Source organism: Rhodoglobus sp., assembly GCF_053580035.1.
In genome coordinates, this window is sequence record NZ_JBMDVL010000001.1 from 365794 (window position 1) to 385101 (window position 19308).

Sequence of the window (19308 nt, forward strand, 5' to 3'; positions counted from 1 at the left end):
TTTCGGGCAGTACTAAGACCCATGTCAAGTATCTGAACCTTTTGTGCACTGCACAAAAGTCCCAGAACAAGAACGGGTCTTACTTCTAGTATGCCACGCTTTTGGGCGGTTACACACCAGAGCTAAAGAGGGAGTCCCGGGTTGCTATTGTCATCGCCCGCGCGCTTGATGGCGAGGAACTTTTGCAGTTCTGCGGCGATTTCATCGGCCGACGGCAATTCGCCATCCTCATCGGTCAGTGGCGACCGCATCGGATTTTCTTCCATGTAATTGTCGTGACGCTCTTCTAAAGTGCCGACGAGGCGCGCGAGTTCTTGATTGCTCTCGACTTGGCTATCGATCTTGGCCAAAAATTCCCGGCCATCTTCACGCAGTCGATCGGTGGGAAAAATCAAGCCAGTCGCCGCGCTCACGCTTTCTAGCGCGGTAACAGCGGCGGTCGGCCATTCGGTATCGGCCAAGTAGTGCGGAATGAGTAAGACGAAACCTGCGGTCGGATGCCCGAGCTCTTGCAAGCGGAACTCAATGAGGTGCATGGCGTTTGCCGGGACCTGCGTGTGAGGCTTCCAGACGGAAAGTGCGTCAATCAGCTCAGTGCGATTGCCGCTGACGGTAACGCCGATACCTCTCGTGTGCGGAACCGGCATGGGAATAGCGTGAACCCAAGTGGTTGACGCTACGTCGAATTTCTCAACAAGGCGGAGGACTGCAGCCGAGAATCGTTCCCACTGAAAATCTGGTTCGTACCCCGTAAGCAACAAGAAGGGTTGCCCTAGCTCGTCCTTGGCGAGATACAGCTCAAGCTTGGCCGGACGGTAATCACTCAAGTGGTCTTGATCGAAATAGATCGTCGGTCGTCGCGCCCGGTAGTCAAGAAGGGTGTCATTGTCGAATGATGCAACCACCGTGCGTTCGAGCGTATCGAGTAGGTATTGGCTGAGCTGACTGACAGCCCCGCCAGCATCAGCAAAGCCCGTAAGACCCGCTACCAGTGGGAGGCCGCGGGGCACTGCAGCAACATCGGTGACGATGTCGTATAGGCCTGCCGGATCTCGCATGATTCAACTCTAATCGCGTGGGCGCCTGCATCCTGAGGATTACGGCCCACAACATCAAGCTGCTAGCGAACACGCAGCCGGATGCTGGATATCATGAGGGTATGACCGTTGCTACTTTGCATTTGTCCACCGCGCCCGCCTCTGAAATTGAATCCGATGTACTCGTAATTGGGGTGGTAAAGACGGAATCTGGACCGCAATTGGTCGACAGTTCTGCCGCGCTTGCGCCTTTTGCTGACGCGCTGAAGATCATCGGCGCGACTGGCGCTCAGGATGAGCTTTACCGCATCCCCGCTTCCGGAATCTCAGCACCAGCAGTTGCCTTCATCGGCCTCGGAGACAAGGAAGTTACCGCCGAGGTTGTGCGCTACGCCGCTGGCTCCGCTGCTCGCCAGTTGAAGGGTGCTGCGCACATTTCTCTCGCCTTAGGTATCGAATCATCTGAGGACACGCTCGCGGCCCTAGAAGGCGCAGCGATCGGCGCATACTCCTACGACGTCTACCGGTCAACTGCACCCGATGCCGCAAAGAGCCTTGCCGCCACGATCACGGTAGTAAGCCCGGCAGACGACCCTGCGTTAGTAGAGCGCGCGCTCATCATCGCCCATGCCACCCACGTGACCCGCGACCTTGTCAATCAAGCTCCCGGTGAGCTCTACCCCGCTACCTTCGCTGAACGCGCAAGTGCGCTGGCCGATCTCGATAATATCGAGGTAGAAATCCTTGCCGAGAAAGAACTCGAAGATGGCGGATATGGCGGCATCCTCGGTGTAGGTCAAGGATCGAGCCGCGGACCCCGACTGGTGAAGCTCAGCTACAACCCGGCAGGCGCCACCAAGCACCTTGCACTGGTTGGTAAAGGAATCACGTTTGATTCCGGCGGGCTATCACTCAAACCAGGACTCGGCATGATCGGCATGAAGTTCGACATGAGTGGCGCAGCAACCGTCATGGCTGTAGTCGAAGCGTGCGCGAAACTCGGCACCAAGGTTCGCCTTACTGCGTGGCTCTGCCTTGCGGAAAACATGCCATCTGGCACCGCTATCCGCCCCAACGATGTACTGACCATTCGCGGCGGTAAGACCGTTGAAGTCCTCAACACGGATGCTGAGGGCCGCCTGGTCATGGCCGATGGCCTCGTCGCCGCCAGCGAAGAGAACCCCGATGCCATTGTCGATATCGCGACGCTCACCGGCGCGGCGGTTGTCGCCCTCGGAAATCGCTATGCGGGGACAATGGGCGACAAGGAACTCGTAAGTCAGGTAGTTGCGGTTGCTGATCGAGTCGGAGAGCCTTTCTGGCCAATGCCGATCAGCCCAGAACTGCGCCCGATGCTTGCCTCGGACATTGCGGACATCGCCAACATAAAGGCGGGGAACTCGGCGGGAGGCATGCTGATCGCTGCCGCTTTCCTTAAGGACTTCGTTGGCAAGCGCGCTGACAGCACCGAAACTATCCCGTGGGCGCACATCGATATTGCCGGGCCTTCCGATAATCGCGCCACTGGCTGGGGTTACATCGGCAAGGGCGCAACCGGAATCGGTGTAAGAACGCTCATCGAACTGGCCGAGGAATTTTCTCGACCGTAGTAAGGTTTTTACGCGGGTACTTTCCGCACCATCCGGTCGCACCGTGAACACACTCTGCGTACCGTCGAACAAATTTCCTTACAGAGGAGCTGCTGTATTGGCTGAGCACAATTTTGACCTTGTCGTTCTTGGTGGAGGAAGCGGTGGCTACGCAGCCGCGTTGCGCGCCTCCGAACTGGGCATGACCGTTGGCTTGATCGAGAAGGGCAAGCTCGGCGGCACGTGTCTCCACGTCGGCTGCATTCCGACGAAGGCGCTTCTCCACTCGGCAGAAGTTGCTGACGTTACTCGGGAAGCGGCTAAGTACGGCGTAAACACCACCCTTGAAGGCATTGACATCGCGGGGGTAACGAAGTACCGCCAAGACATCGTTGCCAGCAAGTACAAGGGCCTTCAGGGACTCATCAAGATGCGCGGAATCACCGTCATCGAGGGCGAGGGCAAGCTTGTCGCGCCCAATACCGTCCAGGTCGGTGAAGACACCGTAGTTGGCAAGAATGTAGTTCTTGCCACAGGTTCCTACTCTCGCTCGCTTCCCGGTCTCGAAATCGGCGGTCGAGTAATCACCTCCGAACAGGCTCTTGAACTCGACTTCGTTCCGAAGAAGGTTGCCGTTCTCGGCGGCGGCGTCATCGGTGTCGAATTCTCTAGCGTGTGGAAGAGCTGGGGCGCCGACGTGACGATCATCGAAGGTCTCCCTCACCTCGTTCCCAATGAGGACGAATCCGTCAGCAAGCAGTTCGAACGTGCGTTCCGCCGTCGCGGAATCAACTTCCACACCGGTGTGCGCTTCAAGAGCGTTGAGCAGAACGATGACGGTGTCGTTGTCACGCTGGAGAACGGTGAGACTGTCGAGGCGGAGCTTCTTCTGGTTGCTGTCGGGCGTGGACCATCCACTGCCGGGCTTGGCTTCGAAGAAGTTGGCATCGAAATGGATCGCGGCTTCGTGCTAACCAATGACCGACTCGCAACAAACGTTCCCGGCGTCTACGCCGTAGGCGACATTGTTCCTGGCCTCCAGCTCGCACACCGCGGGTTCCAGCAAGGAATCTTCGTTGTCGAAGAAATCGCTGGCCTCAAGCCGATCGTTATCGACGACCTCAACATCCCCAAGGTCACGTACAGCGACCCTGAAGTTGCCTCCATAGGTCTCAGCGAAACGAAGGCCATTGAGCTTCACGGCGCGGACAACGTCAAGGCTTACGACTACAACCTTGGCGGAAACGGCAAGAGCGCCATCATCGGTACTGCTGGATCGATCAAGGTAGTTCGGGTAGTCGACGGGCCCGTCATCGGCGTCCACATGATTGGTGCACGAGTAGGCGAACTGATTGGTGAAGCACAGCTCATCGTCAACTGGGAAGCGCATCCAGAGGACATTACGCCGCTGCTTCACGCACACCCCACCCAAAACGAGGCCCTCGGCGAGGCATTCCTCGCTCTGGCCGGTAAACCGCTTCACGCGGTATAGGCTCCGCCTCAACCACGGAACTAAGCTATTGATGACAAGCATCACAAAGGAGCAGTACTGATGAGCGAATCCGTTAACCTTCCGGCACTCGGCGAGAGTGTCACCGAGGGCACGGTGACCCGCTGGCTTAAGCAAGTCGGCGATAGCGTAGAGGTCGATGAGCCCCTACTCGAGGTCTCAACTGACAAGGTCGACACGGAGATTCCTTCTCCTGTCGCCGGCGTCATCGAAGAGATCCTGGTCGCCGAAGACGAAACAGTAGAAGTGGGCACTGCACTGGTACGAATCGGTGACGGATCTGGCGGCTCTGATGCTGCTCCCGCCGCCGAACCCGCCGCCGCTGAAGCTGAGGCGACCGCCCCGGCTGCTGAGGCCGCTACCGAGGCTGCGCCCGCTGCTGAAGCTGCGCCCGCTGCTGAAGCACCAGCTCAAGAAGCACCAGCTCAAGAACAGCCCGAAGCGACACCTGCTGCGGCTGAGCCCGAGCCAACTCCGGCTGCGGCGCCTTCCGCTGAAGCTCCGGCTTCCGAGCAAGCCCCCGCTGAGGAAGCTCCTGCCGCTGAGCAGGCTCCTGCCGAGGAAACTCAGGCGACTGAGGCTGCAGCTACTGAGGCTGCGCCTGCTGCTGAAGCTCCGGCTCACGCTGCAGCAGAAGCTAGTGTCGAGTCCAACAGCGACACTAAGACTGATGACTCTGACGCTGACGATTCCGAGGCTGATGACTCCGACGCTGATGACTCGCAGGCCGGGTACCTCACTCCCCTCGTGCGCAAGCTAGCTAATGAGCGTGGTGTTGACTTGAGCACAATCACCGGTACCGGTGTTGGTGGTCGAATTCGTAAGCAGGATGTTCTCGAAGCAAGCGAAAAGGCCGCTAACGTAGAAGCGCCCGCGGCTGCTGCAAGTGCACCCGCTGCTCGCGAAGTTTCACCGTTGCGCGGAACGACAGTACCGATGTCTCGCTTGCGCAAGGTCATCGCTGAGCGTGCCGTCATTTCGATGCAGTCCTCCGCGCAACTCACCTCGGTGGTTGAGGTCGATGTCACCGCAGTGGCCAACTTCCGCACTTCGGTCAAGGACAAGTTCCTAGAGAAGACCGGAACGAAGCTTTCGTTCTTGCCATTCTTTGCCCTTGCGGCAGCTGAAGCACTCACGTCGAACCCGATTATCAACGCGACAATCGAAGGCAACTCGATCGTGTACCCTGCGCAGGAAAACATCAGCATTGCTGTCGACACCGAGCGTGGGCTCCTCACACCGGTCATCCGCGACGCGGCATCGCTTGACCTTGCAGGACTCGCTGGAGAGATCGCCGATCTCGCCAAGCGAACCCGCGACAACAAGCTCACGCCCGACGAGCTTTCTGGAGGAACGTTTACGCTAACTAACACAGGTTCGCGCGGCGCACTCTTCGACACTCCGATTGTGTTCCTCCCGCAATCCGCCATCCTCGGCACCGGAATCGTCACGAAGAAGCCCGTTGTCATCAGCGACGCTAACGGTGACTCAATCGGCATCCGCTCGATGGTCTACTTGGCTCTCAGCTACGATCACCGCATCGTAGATGGCGCCGACGCAGCTCGTTTCCTCGTTGACATGAAGAACCGTCTCGAGGGTGGCGATTTCGCCGACAAGCTCGGAATCTAGATAACTACGCACTACTGAGCAAGCGTGTAGCTTCTTATTCGCCAACCGGCCTCGCCCTTCACCAGAAGGATCGAGGCCGGTTTGCTTGTATCCGCTGTCGCGAACTCAAAAAGGACGCTATCCCCAAGTTGTTGAACTTCCACACTTTTCTCGATAGCGAAAAGCGACGCAGTCGGGAACTCACCGCCAGCGAATACGGCGTTGACCAGCGCGACATCGCTCGCATACGACGGGGTGCCGACAAGAGAAACAGACTCAAGACACACCGTGGAGAGGTCTCGAAGACATTCTGACCTTGCCTTCAACAACACAGGCAATGCATCCGCGGCCTCACCCCCGAGCAGCGCCACCGATACCGGCGCATCGACCGTTTCCTCAGTGATTTCAGTTGGTTCTTCCTCCACCGGACCGGAGAGTCGATTCGCCTGCACTGCAGCCTCGCCCTCATCGGTTGCATCGACGGCGAGGACCACGCCAGCGAGCAACACACAGAGTAGGCCAGCAGTCGCGAACAGCCACGTTCGCTTGCGAACGGGCCTGCACCACGCAGATGCCGCACGAATCCCCGCCGCGCTCCGCCGGCGCACTAACTCAAGCACCTGCGTGAGGTCAAGGTCGAGCCACGGCGGTAGAGCAAGAACGGAACTGGCTTCGCTCTCAGTGTGCACCGCACGATCGACGACAGCACTCACGCGGAGGGCGGTCGGTTCCTCAGCGGCGGACTGGGGGGCATCGCTGTTGAGCCGCAGCGGCTCAGGAGCGCCAATGCTGAACAGTTGCCTCTCTAGGTGGTGATCCCAGTTGGGTTCATCGAAGTGAGCATCGTCAGCGAGCCAATCATCGAGCTCGCACACCGCACGCTGCCCGTCTCGATGACCGCGCACAGCGGCGAGAACGCTTCGAGCGAGCTGTGCCAACAATCGACGATCATCGGTGAAAGCACAGTTAATCTGGAGCTCGTGAGGTGTTCGCGGTGCGGTATGAAGCTGCGCGAAACTGAAATCAGTAAAGAATGGGCACCCCGTCTCATCAAATTGGACGGCATCCAGATTTATTGCGACGATCGCGACACCCGATCGATGCGCACGGCCGAGTGACGTCAGGAGCGGTGCAACGATCGTGATCGCCTCGCCTGGACGCAACGAGTCGCGATCGCGCAGAATCTTTCGGAGCGAAACGCCTCCGCCCCATCGCCCGACCAGAATCGGCTCGTCGTCCGCGGACGCAGCCACATCGTCGATATCGGGAACGTGACGACCACTAGCCAGAGAGAGACAGTGGATCTCATTAAGTATTTGCGTGCTCGTCGTGGTCTTCGGGAATTGTTTGAGAGATCGAATTTCAGGCCAGCTTTCCGCAGATGATTGCGGAGTTACAGAGTGCTGATCTTGTGCGGATATCCGCTTCCGCCGTCGAGCGTGGGCAAGAACAAGGCGTGCCCGAGCGTTCTCTTCCAGAACCCGAACACTCCTATAGCCAGCCACAACGTCATCAGTCACGGAACCATTCTTTGCGGAGAATTCCGGGGGCACTGGGGACGAGAGGCGAGCTGGGGAAAACCGTCCATTACCCCTACCCGTTGGGGCGAGGTGGGCGCGCCTCTCCTTTGAGAACGATCCGATTGCGGCGAGAGCTCAGATCCGGAATTCCGGAACGCGCTCTAGGCCGTATCCTAGAAGCATGGCACGCAGAGAAAAGACGACAAAGGCTCCAAAAGAACCAGGCCGCATCAAGCAGATGTATCAGGTCTTCCAGATGACGAGGCGGTACGACAACCTCGCAGTATGGTTCTTCTTGCTCGCATTCCTGCTGCCGATAGTCGTCGGACTCGCCCTTGCGTTCCTGCTCTCTGCAGACAACGTACTCGGCTTCGTCCTCTATATCATTGCTGGCGTTATGGCTGGACTCCTCGCCTTCCTCATCGTTCTCGGTCGTCGCGCCGAACGCGCTGCCTACTCGCAGATCGCTGGCGAGCCCGGTGCAGTTGGCGCCGTTTTGAAGAGTTCTCTTCGCCGCGGCTGGACCGCGAGCGAAATGCCGGTCGCGATTAGCCCCAAGACCCAGGATGCTGTCTATCGTGCGGTCGGCAAGGGTGGCGTCGCACTAATCGGCGAAGGCCCGCGAAGCCGCACGCAAAAGATGCTTGAAGACGAACGTCGCAAGCTTGTTCGCTTCTTGCCCAACGTTCCCGTCCATTTCATTTATGTCGGCCCTGACGCTGAGTCGGTGCCGCTTCACAAACTTGCCCCCGCCCTCGGTCGACTCAAGAGCGTTCTCCGCAAGCCAGAAATACTCGCGATTTCGAATCGTCTTACGTCCCTCGACAAGAATGGGCTGCCCATTCCCAAGGGAATCGATCCGATGAAAGCCCGCGCGCAGCGCTCACAACGCGCTTAGCACTTCTCGCGCCACGTGCAGGAGTGTGCTGCTTGCGCAGACCTGCCGGGCTAGCGACGAACGAGTAGAGTCCCTGCTAGTCGATCGTGCATGCCTCGCTGATCGATGTCCCAAATCACCGCCGGAATCACAATGGCCATGAGGAGCGTTCTTACAATGGGACGCCAGACACCGAGGTAGCCTCCGGCAAGGGGCACCACTCGCATCCCCATAATGAGGTGCCCGAAGCTGCCATTCGCTGTCATGAGCAAGACAATCTCGGCTGTCACGAAAACAGCAAGGGTCGCGAACGCGTCATAATCAAAAAAGGCAATCGATACAACGACGGCAAAACCCCAGTCGATCGCCAAGGCGACAAGGCGACGGCCGAGTCGCACAATCGAACGTGGGCCCTCGGCAGGGAGTCCGATTCGCTTGCCCGGCCACTGATCATTAGAGTTTTGCTGCTGATTCACTGCCTCAGCCTAACCAATACCGCGCATGTAACACGCCCGAAACAATTCGGTGATGATTGTGAAACTCGGGTTCTGTACCCTAAGAGGTGGTTGTAACGACAGCCGATCGCCAATGAACCCCTTGGAGTTCCACTCAATGTCTCATCCGAAGTTTTCCAATTCGTCTGAGGTTCTTGCATTTATCAAGGACACAGACGTGAAGTTTCTCGACATCCGGTTTACCGATCTGCCCGGAATCCAGCAGCACTTCAACATTCCTGCTGCCACCGTCGACGAAGACTTCTTCACCGTAGGCCAGCTCTTTGATGGTTCATCAATCCGCGGTTTCCAGTCGATCCACGAATCAGACCTCCAGCTCATCCCCGACGTCACCACCGCATACGTTGACCCGTTCCGTGTCGAGCGCACCCTCATCATCATTTTCGACATCTACAACCCGCGCAATGGTGAGATTTACCCTCGCGACCCGCGCCAGGTAGCCAAGAAGGCTGAGAAGTACCTCACGTCGACGGGAATCGCCGACACTGCTTTCTTCGCCTCCGAGGCAGAGTTCTACATCTTCGACGATGTTCGCTACGAAGTAAGCGCCAACAAGAGCTTCTACGAAGTTGACTCCAGCGAAGGTGCTTGGAACAGCGGACGCACGGAAGAAGGCGGAAACCTCGCAAACAAAACGCCATTCAAGGGCGGCTACTTCCCCGTCTCCCCCGTCGACCAGCACGCTGACTTGCGCGACGACATCGTCGTCAAGCTCATCGATGTCGGACTCGACGTCGAACGCAGCCACCACGAGGTCGGCACGGCAGGGCAGGGTGAGATCAACTACAAGTTCGACACTCTGGTTCACGCTGGCGACGACATCCTCAAGTTCAAGTACATCGTCAAGAACACGGCGAACGAATGGGGCAAGACTGCAACGTTCATGCCGAAGCCGCTCTTTGGCGACAACGGTTCGGGAATGCACACGCACCAGTCGCTGTGGAACGACGGAACTCCGTTGTTCTATGACGAAAAGGGCTATGGCGGACTCAGCGACGTGGCTCGTTGGTACATCGGTGGACTGCTCAAGCACGCACCAGCGGTGCTCGCATTCACCAACCCGACCGTCAACTCGTACCGTCGTTTGATCCCTGGATTCGAAGCTCCCGTGAACCTCGTGTACTCGGCCGGAAATCGTTCGGCTTCCATCCGTATTCCGATTACCGGAACGAACCCCAAGGCAAAGCGCATCGAGTTCCGCGCACCCGACGCATCAGGTAACCCCTACCTCGCGTTCGCTGCCCAGCTCATGGCTGGCCTTGACGGCATCAAGAACAAAATTGAGCCGCACGAGCCCGTCGACAAGGACCTCTACGAATTGCCTCCCGAGGAAGCACGCCTGATTCCTCAGGTTCCTGCCTCTCTTGAAGAAGCTCTCGTAGCTCTCGAAGGTGACCACGAGTTCCTCATGGAAGGAAACGTCTTCACCAAGGACCTCATTGAGACCTGGATCGACTACAAGCGTACGAACGAACTGCTCCCATTCGCACAGCGCCCGCACCCGTACGAGTACGAACTGTACTTCGGCGTCTAAGCGCTAACACAGCACATAATCGGGTCGCACCTTTCGGGGTGCGGCCCGATTTGCGTTAACCCGGCTAGCGGCGGACGGTATTCGCGACACCATAGAAGCGTCGCTCGAAGACCCGTCGAGCTCGGCGGGTTGCACGAAGGTAGTCTTCTTCGAGTTTGGTAGCAGAGCCAGGTGGGTACTCCAGCATTCGGGCTATACCCTCTAGCTGGAGCCGATCATTAGGAAGCACGTCGGCAGACTTTGACGTCCACAGGGTGATTGCGGAGCGTGCGCGCGAAGCCAAAATCCACGCTTCACGCAACCGGGCAGCATCAGAGGCAATGACGAGTTTTTCTGCCACAGCAGCGTCAAGTGCATCCAAAGTTGACGTCGTGCGGAGCCCCGGCACCCGTGCGCCGTGCTGGAGTTGAAGCAACTGGACAAACCACTCGACATCGCTAATCGACCCGCGTCCCAGTTTGAGGTGTCGCGAGGGGTCAGCAGCTTGCGGAAGTCGTTCGGACTCGACTCTGGCTTTGATCCGCTTCACTTCGCGTACATCTTGGGGAGAAATCGCTTTCGGATAGCGAACACCATTAGCCAAGGTTTCAAAGTCGTTTAGCAGCCCCAGATCGCCCGCTACGCCGCGCGCACGCAACAACGCCTGTGCTTCCCACGTGAGTGACCAACGCTCGTAGTAGGCCTGATAGGAGTCCAATGAGCGCACTATTGCGCCGTTCTTCCCCTCTGGCCGCAAGTCGAGATCCAAGTCGAGCGGCAACTTCACATCTTCCGTAATGCGTTTGAGCCCCTTAGCGAGAGCTTCCGCTCGTTTGGCGGCAACTTCACTCTCGGCATCCGTGGCTCGGTAGACGTACATCACGTCGGTATCTGAGCCGAAGCCAGACTCCGCACCGCCGTAGCGCCCCATCGCAATTACGCCGAACTCTATGCCGTCGGGCTCGGGCCGGAGCACCGCCAACGCGCCCTCGAGGATTGTTGTGGTCACATCACTGAGACCACGGCCCAACTCCCGAATAGAAATAACTCCGAGGATCGAGCCAAGTGCGAGACGTAACACCTCACGTCGCCTCGCAGTGCGCAGCGCGACAGCCGCGGCATCCTCGTCACCGCGATGACGCGCGACGATTGCTCGTGCCTCATCCCGCAAGACGTCCGCCGATCGGGGGCGAAGCTCCTTCTCTGATTCCAACCAGGCGGCCGCCTCGGGAATCCTCTCAAAAAGCCCACCGACATACTTCGATGAGGAGAGCACTTGGGTGAGCCGCTCCGCTGCCCCTGAGGAGTCTCGCAGCATCCGCAGGAACCAGTACGCCTCTCCGAGAGCCTCGCTGAGTCGTCGAAAAGCCAAAAGCCCATAGTCGGGGTCCGCTCCGTCAGCGAACCATTGCAACATGACGGGAAGAAGTGTCTTTTGCACAGTCGCTCGGCGGCTGACTCCCCCGGTGAGTGCCGCAATATGGGCAAGAGCACCCTTCGGATCGAGGAAGCCGATAGCAGCAAGTCGCGCCGCCGCCTGATCGCTAGACAGCGCGAGCCCTTCTTCTGGAAGAGCGGCGACAGCTGAAAGGAGCGGGCGATAGAACAGGCGCTCGTGCAAACGACGAACCGCAATCTTGGTCCGCTGCCACTGCTCGGTCAGATCACTTGCACTCTTAGCAACACCAGTAGCGCGAGCCAAGACGCGCAGATCATCAGGATCGCGCGGCATCAGGTGAGTGCGCCGCAGTCGTGACAACTGGATGCGATGCTCCAATAGGCGGAGGAACCGGTAATCACGCGCAAACTCGCCCGCCTCAGTACGGCCGATATAGCCCTGCTCCGCTAGAGCGATGAGTGCCCGCAGACTCGAAGTTTGACGCACTTCTTCGTCGTTTTGTCCGTGCACAAGTTGCAGCAATTGAACAGTGAATTCAATATCACGCAAGCCACCGGGGCCCAGTTTGAGTTGCACGTCGCGTTCTTCTGGCGGGATGTTCTCTGTTACCCGCTCCCGCATCCGCTGGACCGACGCAACAAAGTTCTCGCGAGATGCACTCGACCACACCATCGGCGCAACTCCGGCAACGTAGCGTTCGCCGAGGTCCTGATCGCCCGCAATCGGTCGGGCCTTAAGGAGTGCTTGAAACTCCCAACTGTCTGCCCAGCGTTCGTAGTAGGCAAGATGCGATTCCAACGTACGAACCAGCGCACCGTCTTTGCCCTCTGGCCGGAGATTAGCGTCGACTTCCCACAGCCCGGGTTCAAGGGTGAGGTCATTGATTCCGCGCATAGTCTGAACAGCAAGGCTCGTTGCGATGTCGACAGCACGGTTCGCCTCGATGCCATCCGGTTCGGTGACAAAAATGACGTCGACATCCGACACATAATTGAGTTCGCGGGCGCCGGCTTTCCCCATTCCGATAATCGCGACCCGAGTGCCCGCGATATCAGATGCGGGAAAATTGACTGTGCGGCGAGCAATGTTTAGCGATTCTTCTAGCGCTGCCCCCGCGAGATCCGCCAGTGCCATCGCCACACGGTCCACCGCAGCAAGGGGGTCTTCCTGCGCTAAATCCCACCCCGTGAGCTTGGCCAGTTCGCTCCGGTAGCGGATTCGCAATGCGACCCACGCATCTTCGCCGTCATGTCCCACCGTCGCCTCAGCCAGCTTCGCCACGTATTCTTCTGGCGTTGGCGGGCCCTCGATAGGCGAGCAAAGAGCATCCAATTCTTGAGGATGCCGGACAAAGAAATCGCCCAAACCGGATGACGCACCCAAGATCTGCACAAGACGCACCGCAGCGGCAGCGTCTTCGAGAATGGGTTCAAGCTTTTCTGGTGCCGTTTCGGAGAGCGATAACAGCAGCCGTAACGCCTGATCGGGATCTGCCGCTCGCGCGAAAAGTTGCGGAACTTCAGGACGATCGAGAGCAAGAAGCCGCTCACGCGCTTCGCTCAGTTCTAGGAAACCCAGCTTGGCGAGTTCGGTCAGAGTATACGGAGACTTAGACATGAGACGTCGGCGTCCTCTAGAGAATCTCTAGGTTGCTCTCCAGCTCATAGGGAGTCACCTGAGCGCCGTACGCCTTCCATTCGCGTCGCTTGTTGAGGAGAACGAAATTGAAGACCTGCTCCCCCAGCGTTTCAGCGACGAGCTCGGAACTCTCCATGATCGCGAGTGCATCATTGAGATTCGAGGGCAACTGCTCGTAGCCGAGAGCCCGGCGCTCGTGCTCGGAAAGGTCACCGACGGCGTCTTCAGCTTCTAGAGGTAATTCGTAGCCTTCTTCGATGCCTTTGAGCCCAGCAGCGAGCAAAAGCGAGTATGCCAAATACGGGTTCGCTGCAGAATCGAGGGCACGGTATTCGATGCGAGCGCTCTGGCCCTTGCCTGGCTTGTACAGCGGAACCCGGACGAGTGCAGAACGGTTGTTGTGGCCCCACGTTACGAAGCTCGGCGCCTCGTCGCCACCCCAGAGCCGCTTGTAGGAGTTGACGAACTGGTTCGTAACCGCCGTAATTTCGGGTGCATGCTTGAGAACGCCAGCCATGAATTGCCGCCCGACCTTGGAAAGCTGGTAGTGCCCGCTCGCGTCGTAGAACGCATTCTGGTCGCCTTCGAAGAGCGACATGTGGGTGTGCATGCCAGAACCTGGCTGGTCGGACATCGGTTTCGGCATGAACGTTGCATAAACGCCCTGCTCGATTGCGACCTCTTTGATCACCGTGCGGAACGTCATGATGTTGTCAGCCGTCGTCAGCGCATCTGCGTAGCGAAGATCGATTTCGTTCTGGCCAGGACCAGACTCGTGGTGGCTGAACTCAACCGAAATGCCCAGGTCTTCGAGCATCCGCACAGAACGGCGACGGAAATCGTGTGCTGTTCCGCCAGGAACGTTGTCAAAGAAGCCGGCTGAATCGACGGGCTGCGGCTTACCGTTCTTCAGCTTGCTCGACTTGAGGAGGTAGAACTCGATCTCAGGATGTGTGTAGAAAGTGAAGCCGCGATCCGCAGCTTTTTCGAGTGTGCGCTTCAGAACATTGCGGGGGTCAGAAGCTGCAGGCTGGCCATCTGGCGTTGTGATGTCACAGAACATGCGTGCTGTGGGATCAATCTCGCCACGCCAAGGCAGAATCTGGAAAGTTGTGGGGTCTGGATGCGCAAGCATGTCTGCTTCGTAAGCGCGGGTAAAACCTTCAATAGCTGAACCATCAAAGCCCAATCCTTCGGCAAACGCGCCCTCGATTTCGGCAGGAGCAACAGCAACGCTCTTGAGGGTTCCGACGACATCCGTAAACCAGAGACGAACGAACTTGATTCCACGTTCTTCGATCGTACGAAGAACGAAGTCGCGCTGCTTGTCCATTGACATTGAGTCCCTCGATCCGTGCCGTGTCGCGAAACCGCGACGTCGATTGTGCCTTCCTTAGGCTACTTGCTCTGAAGCGGCATTGCAGCGCAATCGCCGCCGCGCGACCCAATCATCGGCCGCTGCGGTGTCGTTAGACTTACCCGTATGACTGACCCTGCAGCAGCTGCCGCGCAAGCCAACCTGAAACGTGTCCGCACTCGCCATTTTCAGACGGCAAAAGAGAATGGCATCAAGATCGTTGGACTAACCAGCTATGACCAACTAACTGCTGGCATTTTTGACGAGTCCGGCATCGACTTTCTCCTAGTCGGGGACTCCGCAGGTAACAACGTTTACGGCTATGACACAACTTTGCCGGTCAGCATCGATGACCTCATTCCGCTCACGCGGGCGGTAGCAGGCGCTGTTACGCGCGCTTTTGTCGTTGCGGATCTCCCGTTCGGCTCCTACGAGACTGGCCCCGATGAAGCCCTCCACACCGCGTTCCGGTTCATGAAAGAGACGGGCGCTCACGCCGTGAAGCTTGAAGGCGGAGTTCGCAGTGCCGAACAGATCCGTCGAATTGTCGACTCCGGCATCCCTCTCATGGCGCACATCGGCTTCACCCCGCAGAGTGAACACGGCCTCGGCGGGCACGTCATTCAAGGGCGAGGCGAAGGTTTCGAACAGTTGCTTGAGGATGCACTCGCGGTTCAAGAGGCCGGTGCATTCGCTGTTGTGCTTGAAATGGTTCCTGCGGATGCTGCCGCCAAGATCACCGAAGCGCTCAGGATCCCCACGATCGGTGTTGGCGCCGGCCCCCACGTTGACGGGCAGTTGCTCGTCTGGACGGACTGGGCGGGACTCACGAAGGGCCGCATCCCCAAATTTGTGAAGCAGTACGCCGATCTGCGTTCGACACTTTCCGGTGCCGTCTCTGAGTATCGCGCTGAAGTCGAAGCAGGAATCTATCCCACAGCGGAACACTCCTATTAGAGCGCCCCGCTGTAGAACAGCGCGGACACGACTTAGTCTGCCTTTTCCTCTTCGGCCCACTTGCGAGCTCGTTCGGCGATGATCTGGGGTGCGCGCTCAGCGCTCTCACGGCTATCAAACGGACCGTCCCGATCTACCCCGAGAGATTGTGGGCCCTCTTCGACTTCACCGGTCTTATGGTTGTACCACCATTGCGTCATGGTCTCGTCCCTTCGTTAAGCACAAGGCTACGCCGGTAGACTGGTCAGATGCCTCGGAATAAATCTGGTCACCTCGTTCCGGGAGTAATCCCACCCCCACTCGCAGTTCCGTCGTCAATAACCCGTCCGGAGTATGTCGGCAAGAAGGCACCACGCCCGTTCACCGGGTCTGATGTCTACAGTGCAGAAGCGATTGACCGCATCCGTGAGTCTGGCAAGATCGCAGCCGGTGCTGTTGAAGCGGTAGGCGCCGCGGTCGCACCGGGCGTTACCACCGCACAACTCGACCAGATCGCTCACGAATACATGATCTCCCGTGGAGCCTACCCATCCACCCTGGGCTATCGGGGCTTTCCCAAATCGTGCTGCACGAGCATCAATGAGGTGATCTGTCACGGGATTCCCGATGACACCGTGCTCGAAGAAGGTGACATCATCAACATTGATATCACCGCATACAAAAACGGGATGCACGGAGACCTCAACAAGACCTTCCTGGTCGGCACAGTGTCAGAAGATGCGCGCAACCTCGTCGAGCGAACTCAAGAAGCACTCAATCGTGGAATTAAGGCTGTAGCTCCCGGCCGCCAGGTTAACGTCATAGGTCGTGCAATCGAGTCATACGCCAAGCGCTTCGGCTATGGCGTTGTTCGGGACTTTACTGGCCACGGAGTTGGCGAAGCCTTCCACTCCGGCCTCATCATTCCCCACTACGATTCGGCGCCGCAATTCAATGACCTCATTGAGGTCGGGATGGTCTTCACAATCGAACCAATGCTCACGCTCGGAACTCACGAGTGGGATCAATGGGAAGACGACTGGACGGTCACAACCCGCGACAAGAGTTTGACCGCACAATTCGAGCACACGATGGTCGTCACAGAACGCGGCACTGAAATTCTGACGCTTCCCTAACTACGCGAAAGAGACACACAATGACTCAGGCTCTAGGCATCGATATTGGCGGCACGGGAATCAAAGGTGCCATCGTCGATACAAGTACCGGAGAACTTGTCAGCGAGAGAAAGAAGCTCGCGACGCCCAAGTCGGGCAAACCACACGCCATCATTGATGTCGTCGTCGAACTCATCGAGAAACTCGGTGGCATCCCTGAGGACATGCCCATCGGAATCTGCTTTCCTGCCATCGTTCACAACGGAAAAACCATGTCAGCAGCCAACATCTCTGACGAATGGATCGGCCTCGAAGCGGAAGAACTGTTCGAGAAAGCACTCGGGCGCGACATCCACTTTGTCAACGATGCGGATGCCGCTGGTGTCGCCGAAGTTCGCTACGGTGCCGCAAAAGGCGTTCGCGGTCTCGTGCTACTCACAACGTTGGGAACGGGAATCGGCAGCGCGCTGATCTACAACGGCACGCTCATCCCGAACTCTGAGCTCGGCCACCTGCTCATTGGCGGTCGTGATGCCGAAAAGGGGGCATCTTTCGCAGCGAAGGAACGTCGCAGACTCAGTTGGAAATCGTGGGCAAAGCGACTGCAGCGCTACTATTCACACCTCGAGCTGCTCTTCTCCCCCGACCTCATCCTTGTCGGAGGCGGAGTCTCAAAAAGCCACGAAAAGTTCTTGCCATTATTGAAGCTCACTACCCCCATCATCCCTGCAGAGCTGCGCAACAATGCTGGCATTCTTGGCGCAGCCGCCCTTGCCGTAAAGGAATAAGTCGTGAGTATTCACCCGAATGAACCCCACACCGGAGATCTCGCAGGGCGCCTTAACTGGCTTCGCGCTGGAGTTCTGGGAGCCAATGATGGAATTGTGTCTGTTGCGGCGATTGTCGTCGGTGTTGCTGGAGCTACGTCAGCTATAGCGCCCATCCTCACTGCCGGCATTGCCGGGCTGGTCGGCGGTGCGATCTCGATGGCTCTTGGCGAGTACGTTTCCGTCAGCAGTCAAAGCGATAGCCAGCGCGCACTCATCGAGAAAGAACGACGAGAACTTACCGAAATGCCTGAAGAGGAACTTGCCGAGCTGACGGCGATTTATGAGTCAAAGGGCATCAGTTTGGCTACGGCCACGCAGGTAGCGAAAGAACTCACCGAACACGACGCGTTGGCCGCGCATCTGGAAGCCGAGCTCGGGATCACAGAACATGCCGTTGCTAGCCCGTGGGACGCTGCTGGAGCATCGGCGTTGGCATTCACCGTCGGTGGGATACTGCCGGTAGCAGCCATCCTTCTCGCTCCCGAACCGGTGCGGGTACTCGCAACATTCATCGCGGTGCTCACCGCGCTCATCATCACCGGTGCTCTCTCGGCTAGGGTCGGCGGCAACCATTGGCTGCGCCCTACGCTAAGAATTGTGATCGGTGGAGCACTGGCTCTCGCAACAACGTTCCTTATCGGAACTTTGCTCGGAACCTCAGGAATCGTCTAACCGAAGAGAAGAATGGGCCGGCTAGTACGCCGGGTTCTGTTCACACGAGACCGAGATCTCGTGCTGGACGGTCATCTATCTACGATGTACGTTGCCGCACACCTCTAGCGATCTACCCGAAGACTCGGCGAGCAGCCTTAGCGTCTTCTGTCTGATCTTGCTCCGGACGAGGTTTACCTAGCCGACCGAGTCACCCCGGCCGCTGGTGGTCTCTTACACCACCGTTTCACCCTTACCCCAGGTCGAAACCTGTGGCGGTCTGCTTTCTGTTGCACTGTTCTCGCGGGTTACCCCGGGTGGGTGTTACCCACCATCCTGCTCTACGGAGCCCGGACGTTCCTCGGTACCCTTGCGGGCAACGCGACCGTCTTGCCGACCCATTCAGCTGTCAATCCTATCGTTCGAGCTGCAGGTGGCACACCACAGTGCTGTGGCGCTAGAGTCCGGACTGGTCCGTGCGCACCAGAATTGCTTCGCTGCTGGCACACATGATGACCGCCTCGGGAGCTGCCGCGCGAATTTCTTGCATCTCGTTCTCGAGAAGCTTCACACCGGATGCCAAGGAAACGCCTCCTCGCAGGAGCGAAGCACCGGTTCCGTAGCGAGTGCGCTGGCGCTCGTAGAGAGCGAGGAGGTCTTCAGGAATCGTGCTCTGGAGCGCAGTACGCCCCGCCCGCACGGTGCCCAACTCGGCCTCAATCTCTCGAAGAGCTTCATCTCGGGCTGCTTCAAGCTCAGCAGTCTGGGCAGTAAGGTTTTGGCCCTGCTCAATGAGGTTGTCGACAACTTTCTGCTGACCCTCGAGGCGCTCCATAACGGCAAGCTCAATGTCTTCGAGGTTGCTCAAGCGCGTTCGCAGTGCGGTCAACTCGTGTTCGAAAGCCGCCGCGTCTTTTGCCGACGACGTTGCATCGAGACGGGCGCTGTCCCGAGCGATACGGGCGTCAACAACCTTCACATCGGAGTCAATACGACTCAGCTCAAGCTCGATATCTTCTTTGATTCCACGCTCTTCAAGAAGGGTCAGTTGAAGCTTGTCTCGGTGTTGTTGCAACTCCGCTAGTGCCTCGTGCTGCGGGAGCTTCTTGGTACGGTGCTCAAGCTGCGAAATCTTTGTGTCAAACGCCTGCAAGTCGAGGAGTAATGCCTGGTCGGCTGGGCTAGCAGTTAACGCCATAGTGATACTTCTTTC

General features: G+C 58.1%; 16 protein-coding genes and 1 other RNA gene. 9 read left to right on the forward strand and 8 right to left on the reverse strand.

All coding sequences use genetic code 11. The features are described 5' to 3' along the window. Positions 1-122: 122 nt before the first annotated feature. The gene (locus ACOH1Z_RS01795) at positions 123-1058 is read right to left on the reverse strand and encodes a proteasome assembly chaperone family protein (protein ID WP_449646784.1); all 936 of its coding nucleotides are present in this window, start codon (positions 1056-1058) and stop codon (positions 123-125) included. A 101-nt stretch (positions 1059-1159) separates the two neighbouring features. Here ACOH1Z_RS01795 and ACOH1Z_RS01800 point away from each other — a divergent pair, with 101 nt between their 5' ends. The 3 genes from ACOH1Z_RS01800 to sucB all read left to right on the forward strand — a co-directional run bounded on the left by ACOH1Z_RS01800 (position 1160) and on the right by sucB (position 5765). Beyond that, the gene (locus ACOH1Z_RS01800; RefSeq protein WP_449646785.1) at positions 1160-2647 is read left to right on the forward strand and encodes a leucyl aminopeptidase; all 1488 of its coding nucleotides are present in this window, start codon (positions 1160-1162) and stop codon (positions 2645-2647) included. Between the two features lie 97 nt (positions 2648-2744). Beyond that, on the forward strand, positions 2745-4118 hold the full coding sequence (gene lpdA / locus ACOH1Z_RS01805; protein WP_449646786.1) for a dihydrolipoyl dehydrogenase: 1374 nt from the start codon (positions 2745-2747) through the stop codon (positions 4116-4118). A gap of 60 nt (positions 4119-4178) precedes the next feature. Further along, positions 4179-5765 carry a 2-oxoglutarate dehydrogenase, E2 component, dihydrolipoamide succinyltransferase gene (gene sucB / locus ACOH1Z_RS01810; protein ID WP_449646787.1) on the forward strand — a complete coding sequence of 529 codons (1587 nt, stop codon included), beginning with the start codon at positions 4179-4181 and terminating at the stop codon, positions 5763-5765. Between the two features lie 11 nt (positions 5766-5776). Here the strand turns inward: sucB and ACOH1Z_RS01815 are convergent, their stop codons facing one another. Next, positions 5777-7264 carry a hypothetical protein gene (locus ACOH1Z_RS01815; protein ID WP_449646788.1) on the reverse strand — a complete coding sequence of 496 codons (1488 nt, stop codon included), beginning with the start codon at positions 7262-7264 and terminating at the stop codon, positions 5777-5779. Positions 7265-7445: 181 nt separating this feature from the next. Here ACOH1Z_RS01815 and ACOH1Z_RS01820 point away from each other — a divergent pair, with 181 nt between their 5' ends. Beyond that, complete coding sequence (locus ACOH1Z_RS01820) at positions 7446-8162, forward strand: DUF4191 domain-containing protein (RefSeq protein ID WP_449646789.1); 717 nt, start codon at positions 7446-7448, stop codon at positions 8160-8162. Between the two features lie 50 nt (positions 8163-8212). Here ACOH1Z_RS01820 and ACOH1Z_RS01825 read toward each other — a convergent pair whose 3' ends face one another. Continuing rightward, a complete protein-coding gene (locus ACOH1Z_RS01825; protein WP_449646790.1) occupies positions 8213-8617 on the reverse strand; it encodes an RDD family protein in 405 nt (134 codons plus the stop codon). Between the two features lie 136 nt (positions 8618-8753). On the opposite strand from ACOH1Z_RS01825, the gene glnA reads away from it, so the two are divergent. After that, on the forward strand, positions 8754-10190 hold the full coding sequence (glnA, locus tag ACOH1Z_RS01830; RefSeq protein ID WP_449646791.1) for a type I glutamate--ammonia ligase: 1437 nt from the start codon (positions 8754-8756) through the stop codon (positions 10188-10190). Positions 10191-10254: 64 nt separating this feature from the next. Here glnA and ACOH1Z_RS01835 read toward each other — a convergent pair whose 3' ends face one another. Together ACOH1Z_RS01835 and ACOH1Z_RS01840 are read right to left on the reverse strand one after the other, a co-directional pair. Then, entirely contained in the window at positions 10255-13185 is a 2931-nt protein-coding gene (locus ACOH1Z_RS01835; RefSeq protein ID WP_449646792.1) for a bifunctional [glutamine synthetase] adenylyltransferase/[glutamine synthetase]-adenylyl-L-tyrosine phosphorylase, read from the reverse strand. Positions 13186-13201: 16 nt separating this feature from the next. After that, positions 13202-14539: a glutamine synthetase family protein gene (locus ACOH1Z_RS01840; RefSeq protein ID WP_449646793.1), complete on the reverse strand. Its 1338-nt coding sequence runs from the start codon at positions 14537-14539 to the stop codon at positions 13202-13204. Between the two features lie 150 nt (positions 14540-14689). Between ACOH1Z_RS01840 and panB the strand changes: the two genes are divergently transcribed. Further along, positions 14690-15520: a 3-methyl-2-oxobutanoate hydroxymethyltransferase gene (gene panB, locus ACOH1Z_RS01845; RefSeq protein WP_449646794.1), complete on the forward strand. Its 831-nt coding sequence runs from the start codon at positions 14690-14692 to the stop codon at positions 15518-15520. A 32-nt stretch (positions 15521-15552) separates the two neighbouring features. On the opposite strand, the gene ACOH1Z_RS01850 is transcribed toward panB, so the two are convergent. Further along, positions 15553-15720, reverse strand: coding sequence for a methionine aminopeptidase (locus ACOH1Z_RS01850; RefSeq protein ID WP_449646795.1), 168 nt, complete (start codon positions 15718-15720; stop codon positions 15553-15555). Positions 15721-15768: 48 nt separating this feature from the next. Here ACOH1Z_RS01850 and map point away from each other — a divergent pair, with 48 nt between their 5' ends. From map to ACOH1Z_RS01865, 3 genes are read left to right on the forward strand one after another with little or no spacing between them, the layout of a single operon-like run. Beyond that, entirely contained in the window at positions 15769-16635 is an 867-nt protein-coding gene (gene map, locus ACOH1Z_RS01855) for a type I methionyl aminopeptidase (RefSeq protein WP_449646796.1), read from the forward strand. Between the two features lie 20 nt (positions 16636-16655). Continuing rightward, entirely contained in the window at positions 16656-17402 is a 747-nt protein-coding gene (ppgK, locus tag ACOH1Z_RS01860) for a polyphosphate--glucose phosphotransferase (protein ID WP_449646797.1), read from the forward strand. A 3-nt stretch (positions 17403-17405) separates the two neighbouring features. Then, the gene (locus tag ACOH1Z_RS01865; RefSeq protein ID WP_449646798.1) at positions 17406-18116 is read left to right on the forward strand and encodes a VIT1/CCC1 transporter family protein; all 711 of its coding nucleotides are present in this window, start codon (positions 17406-17408) and stop codon (positions 18114-18116) included. A 9-nt stretch (positions 18117-18125) separates the two neighbouring features. Here the strand turns inward: ACOH1Z_RS01865 and rnpB are convergent. Together rnpB and ACOH1Z_RS01875 are read right to left on the reverse strand one after the other, a co-directional pair. Further along, positions 18126-18496, reverse strand: an RNA gene (rnpB, locus tag ACOH1Z_RS01870) — RNase P RNA component class A. 56 nt (positions 18497-18552) lie between these two features. Then, a complete protein-coding gene (locus ACOH1Z_RS01875) occupies positions 18553-19293 on the reverse strand; it encodes a zinc ribbon domain-containing protein (protein WP_449646799.1) in 741 nt (246 codons plus the stop codon). Positions 19294-19308 lie beyond the last annotated feature (15 nt).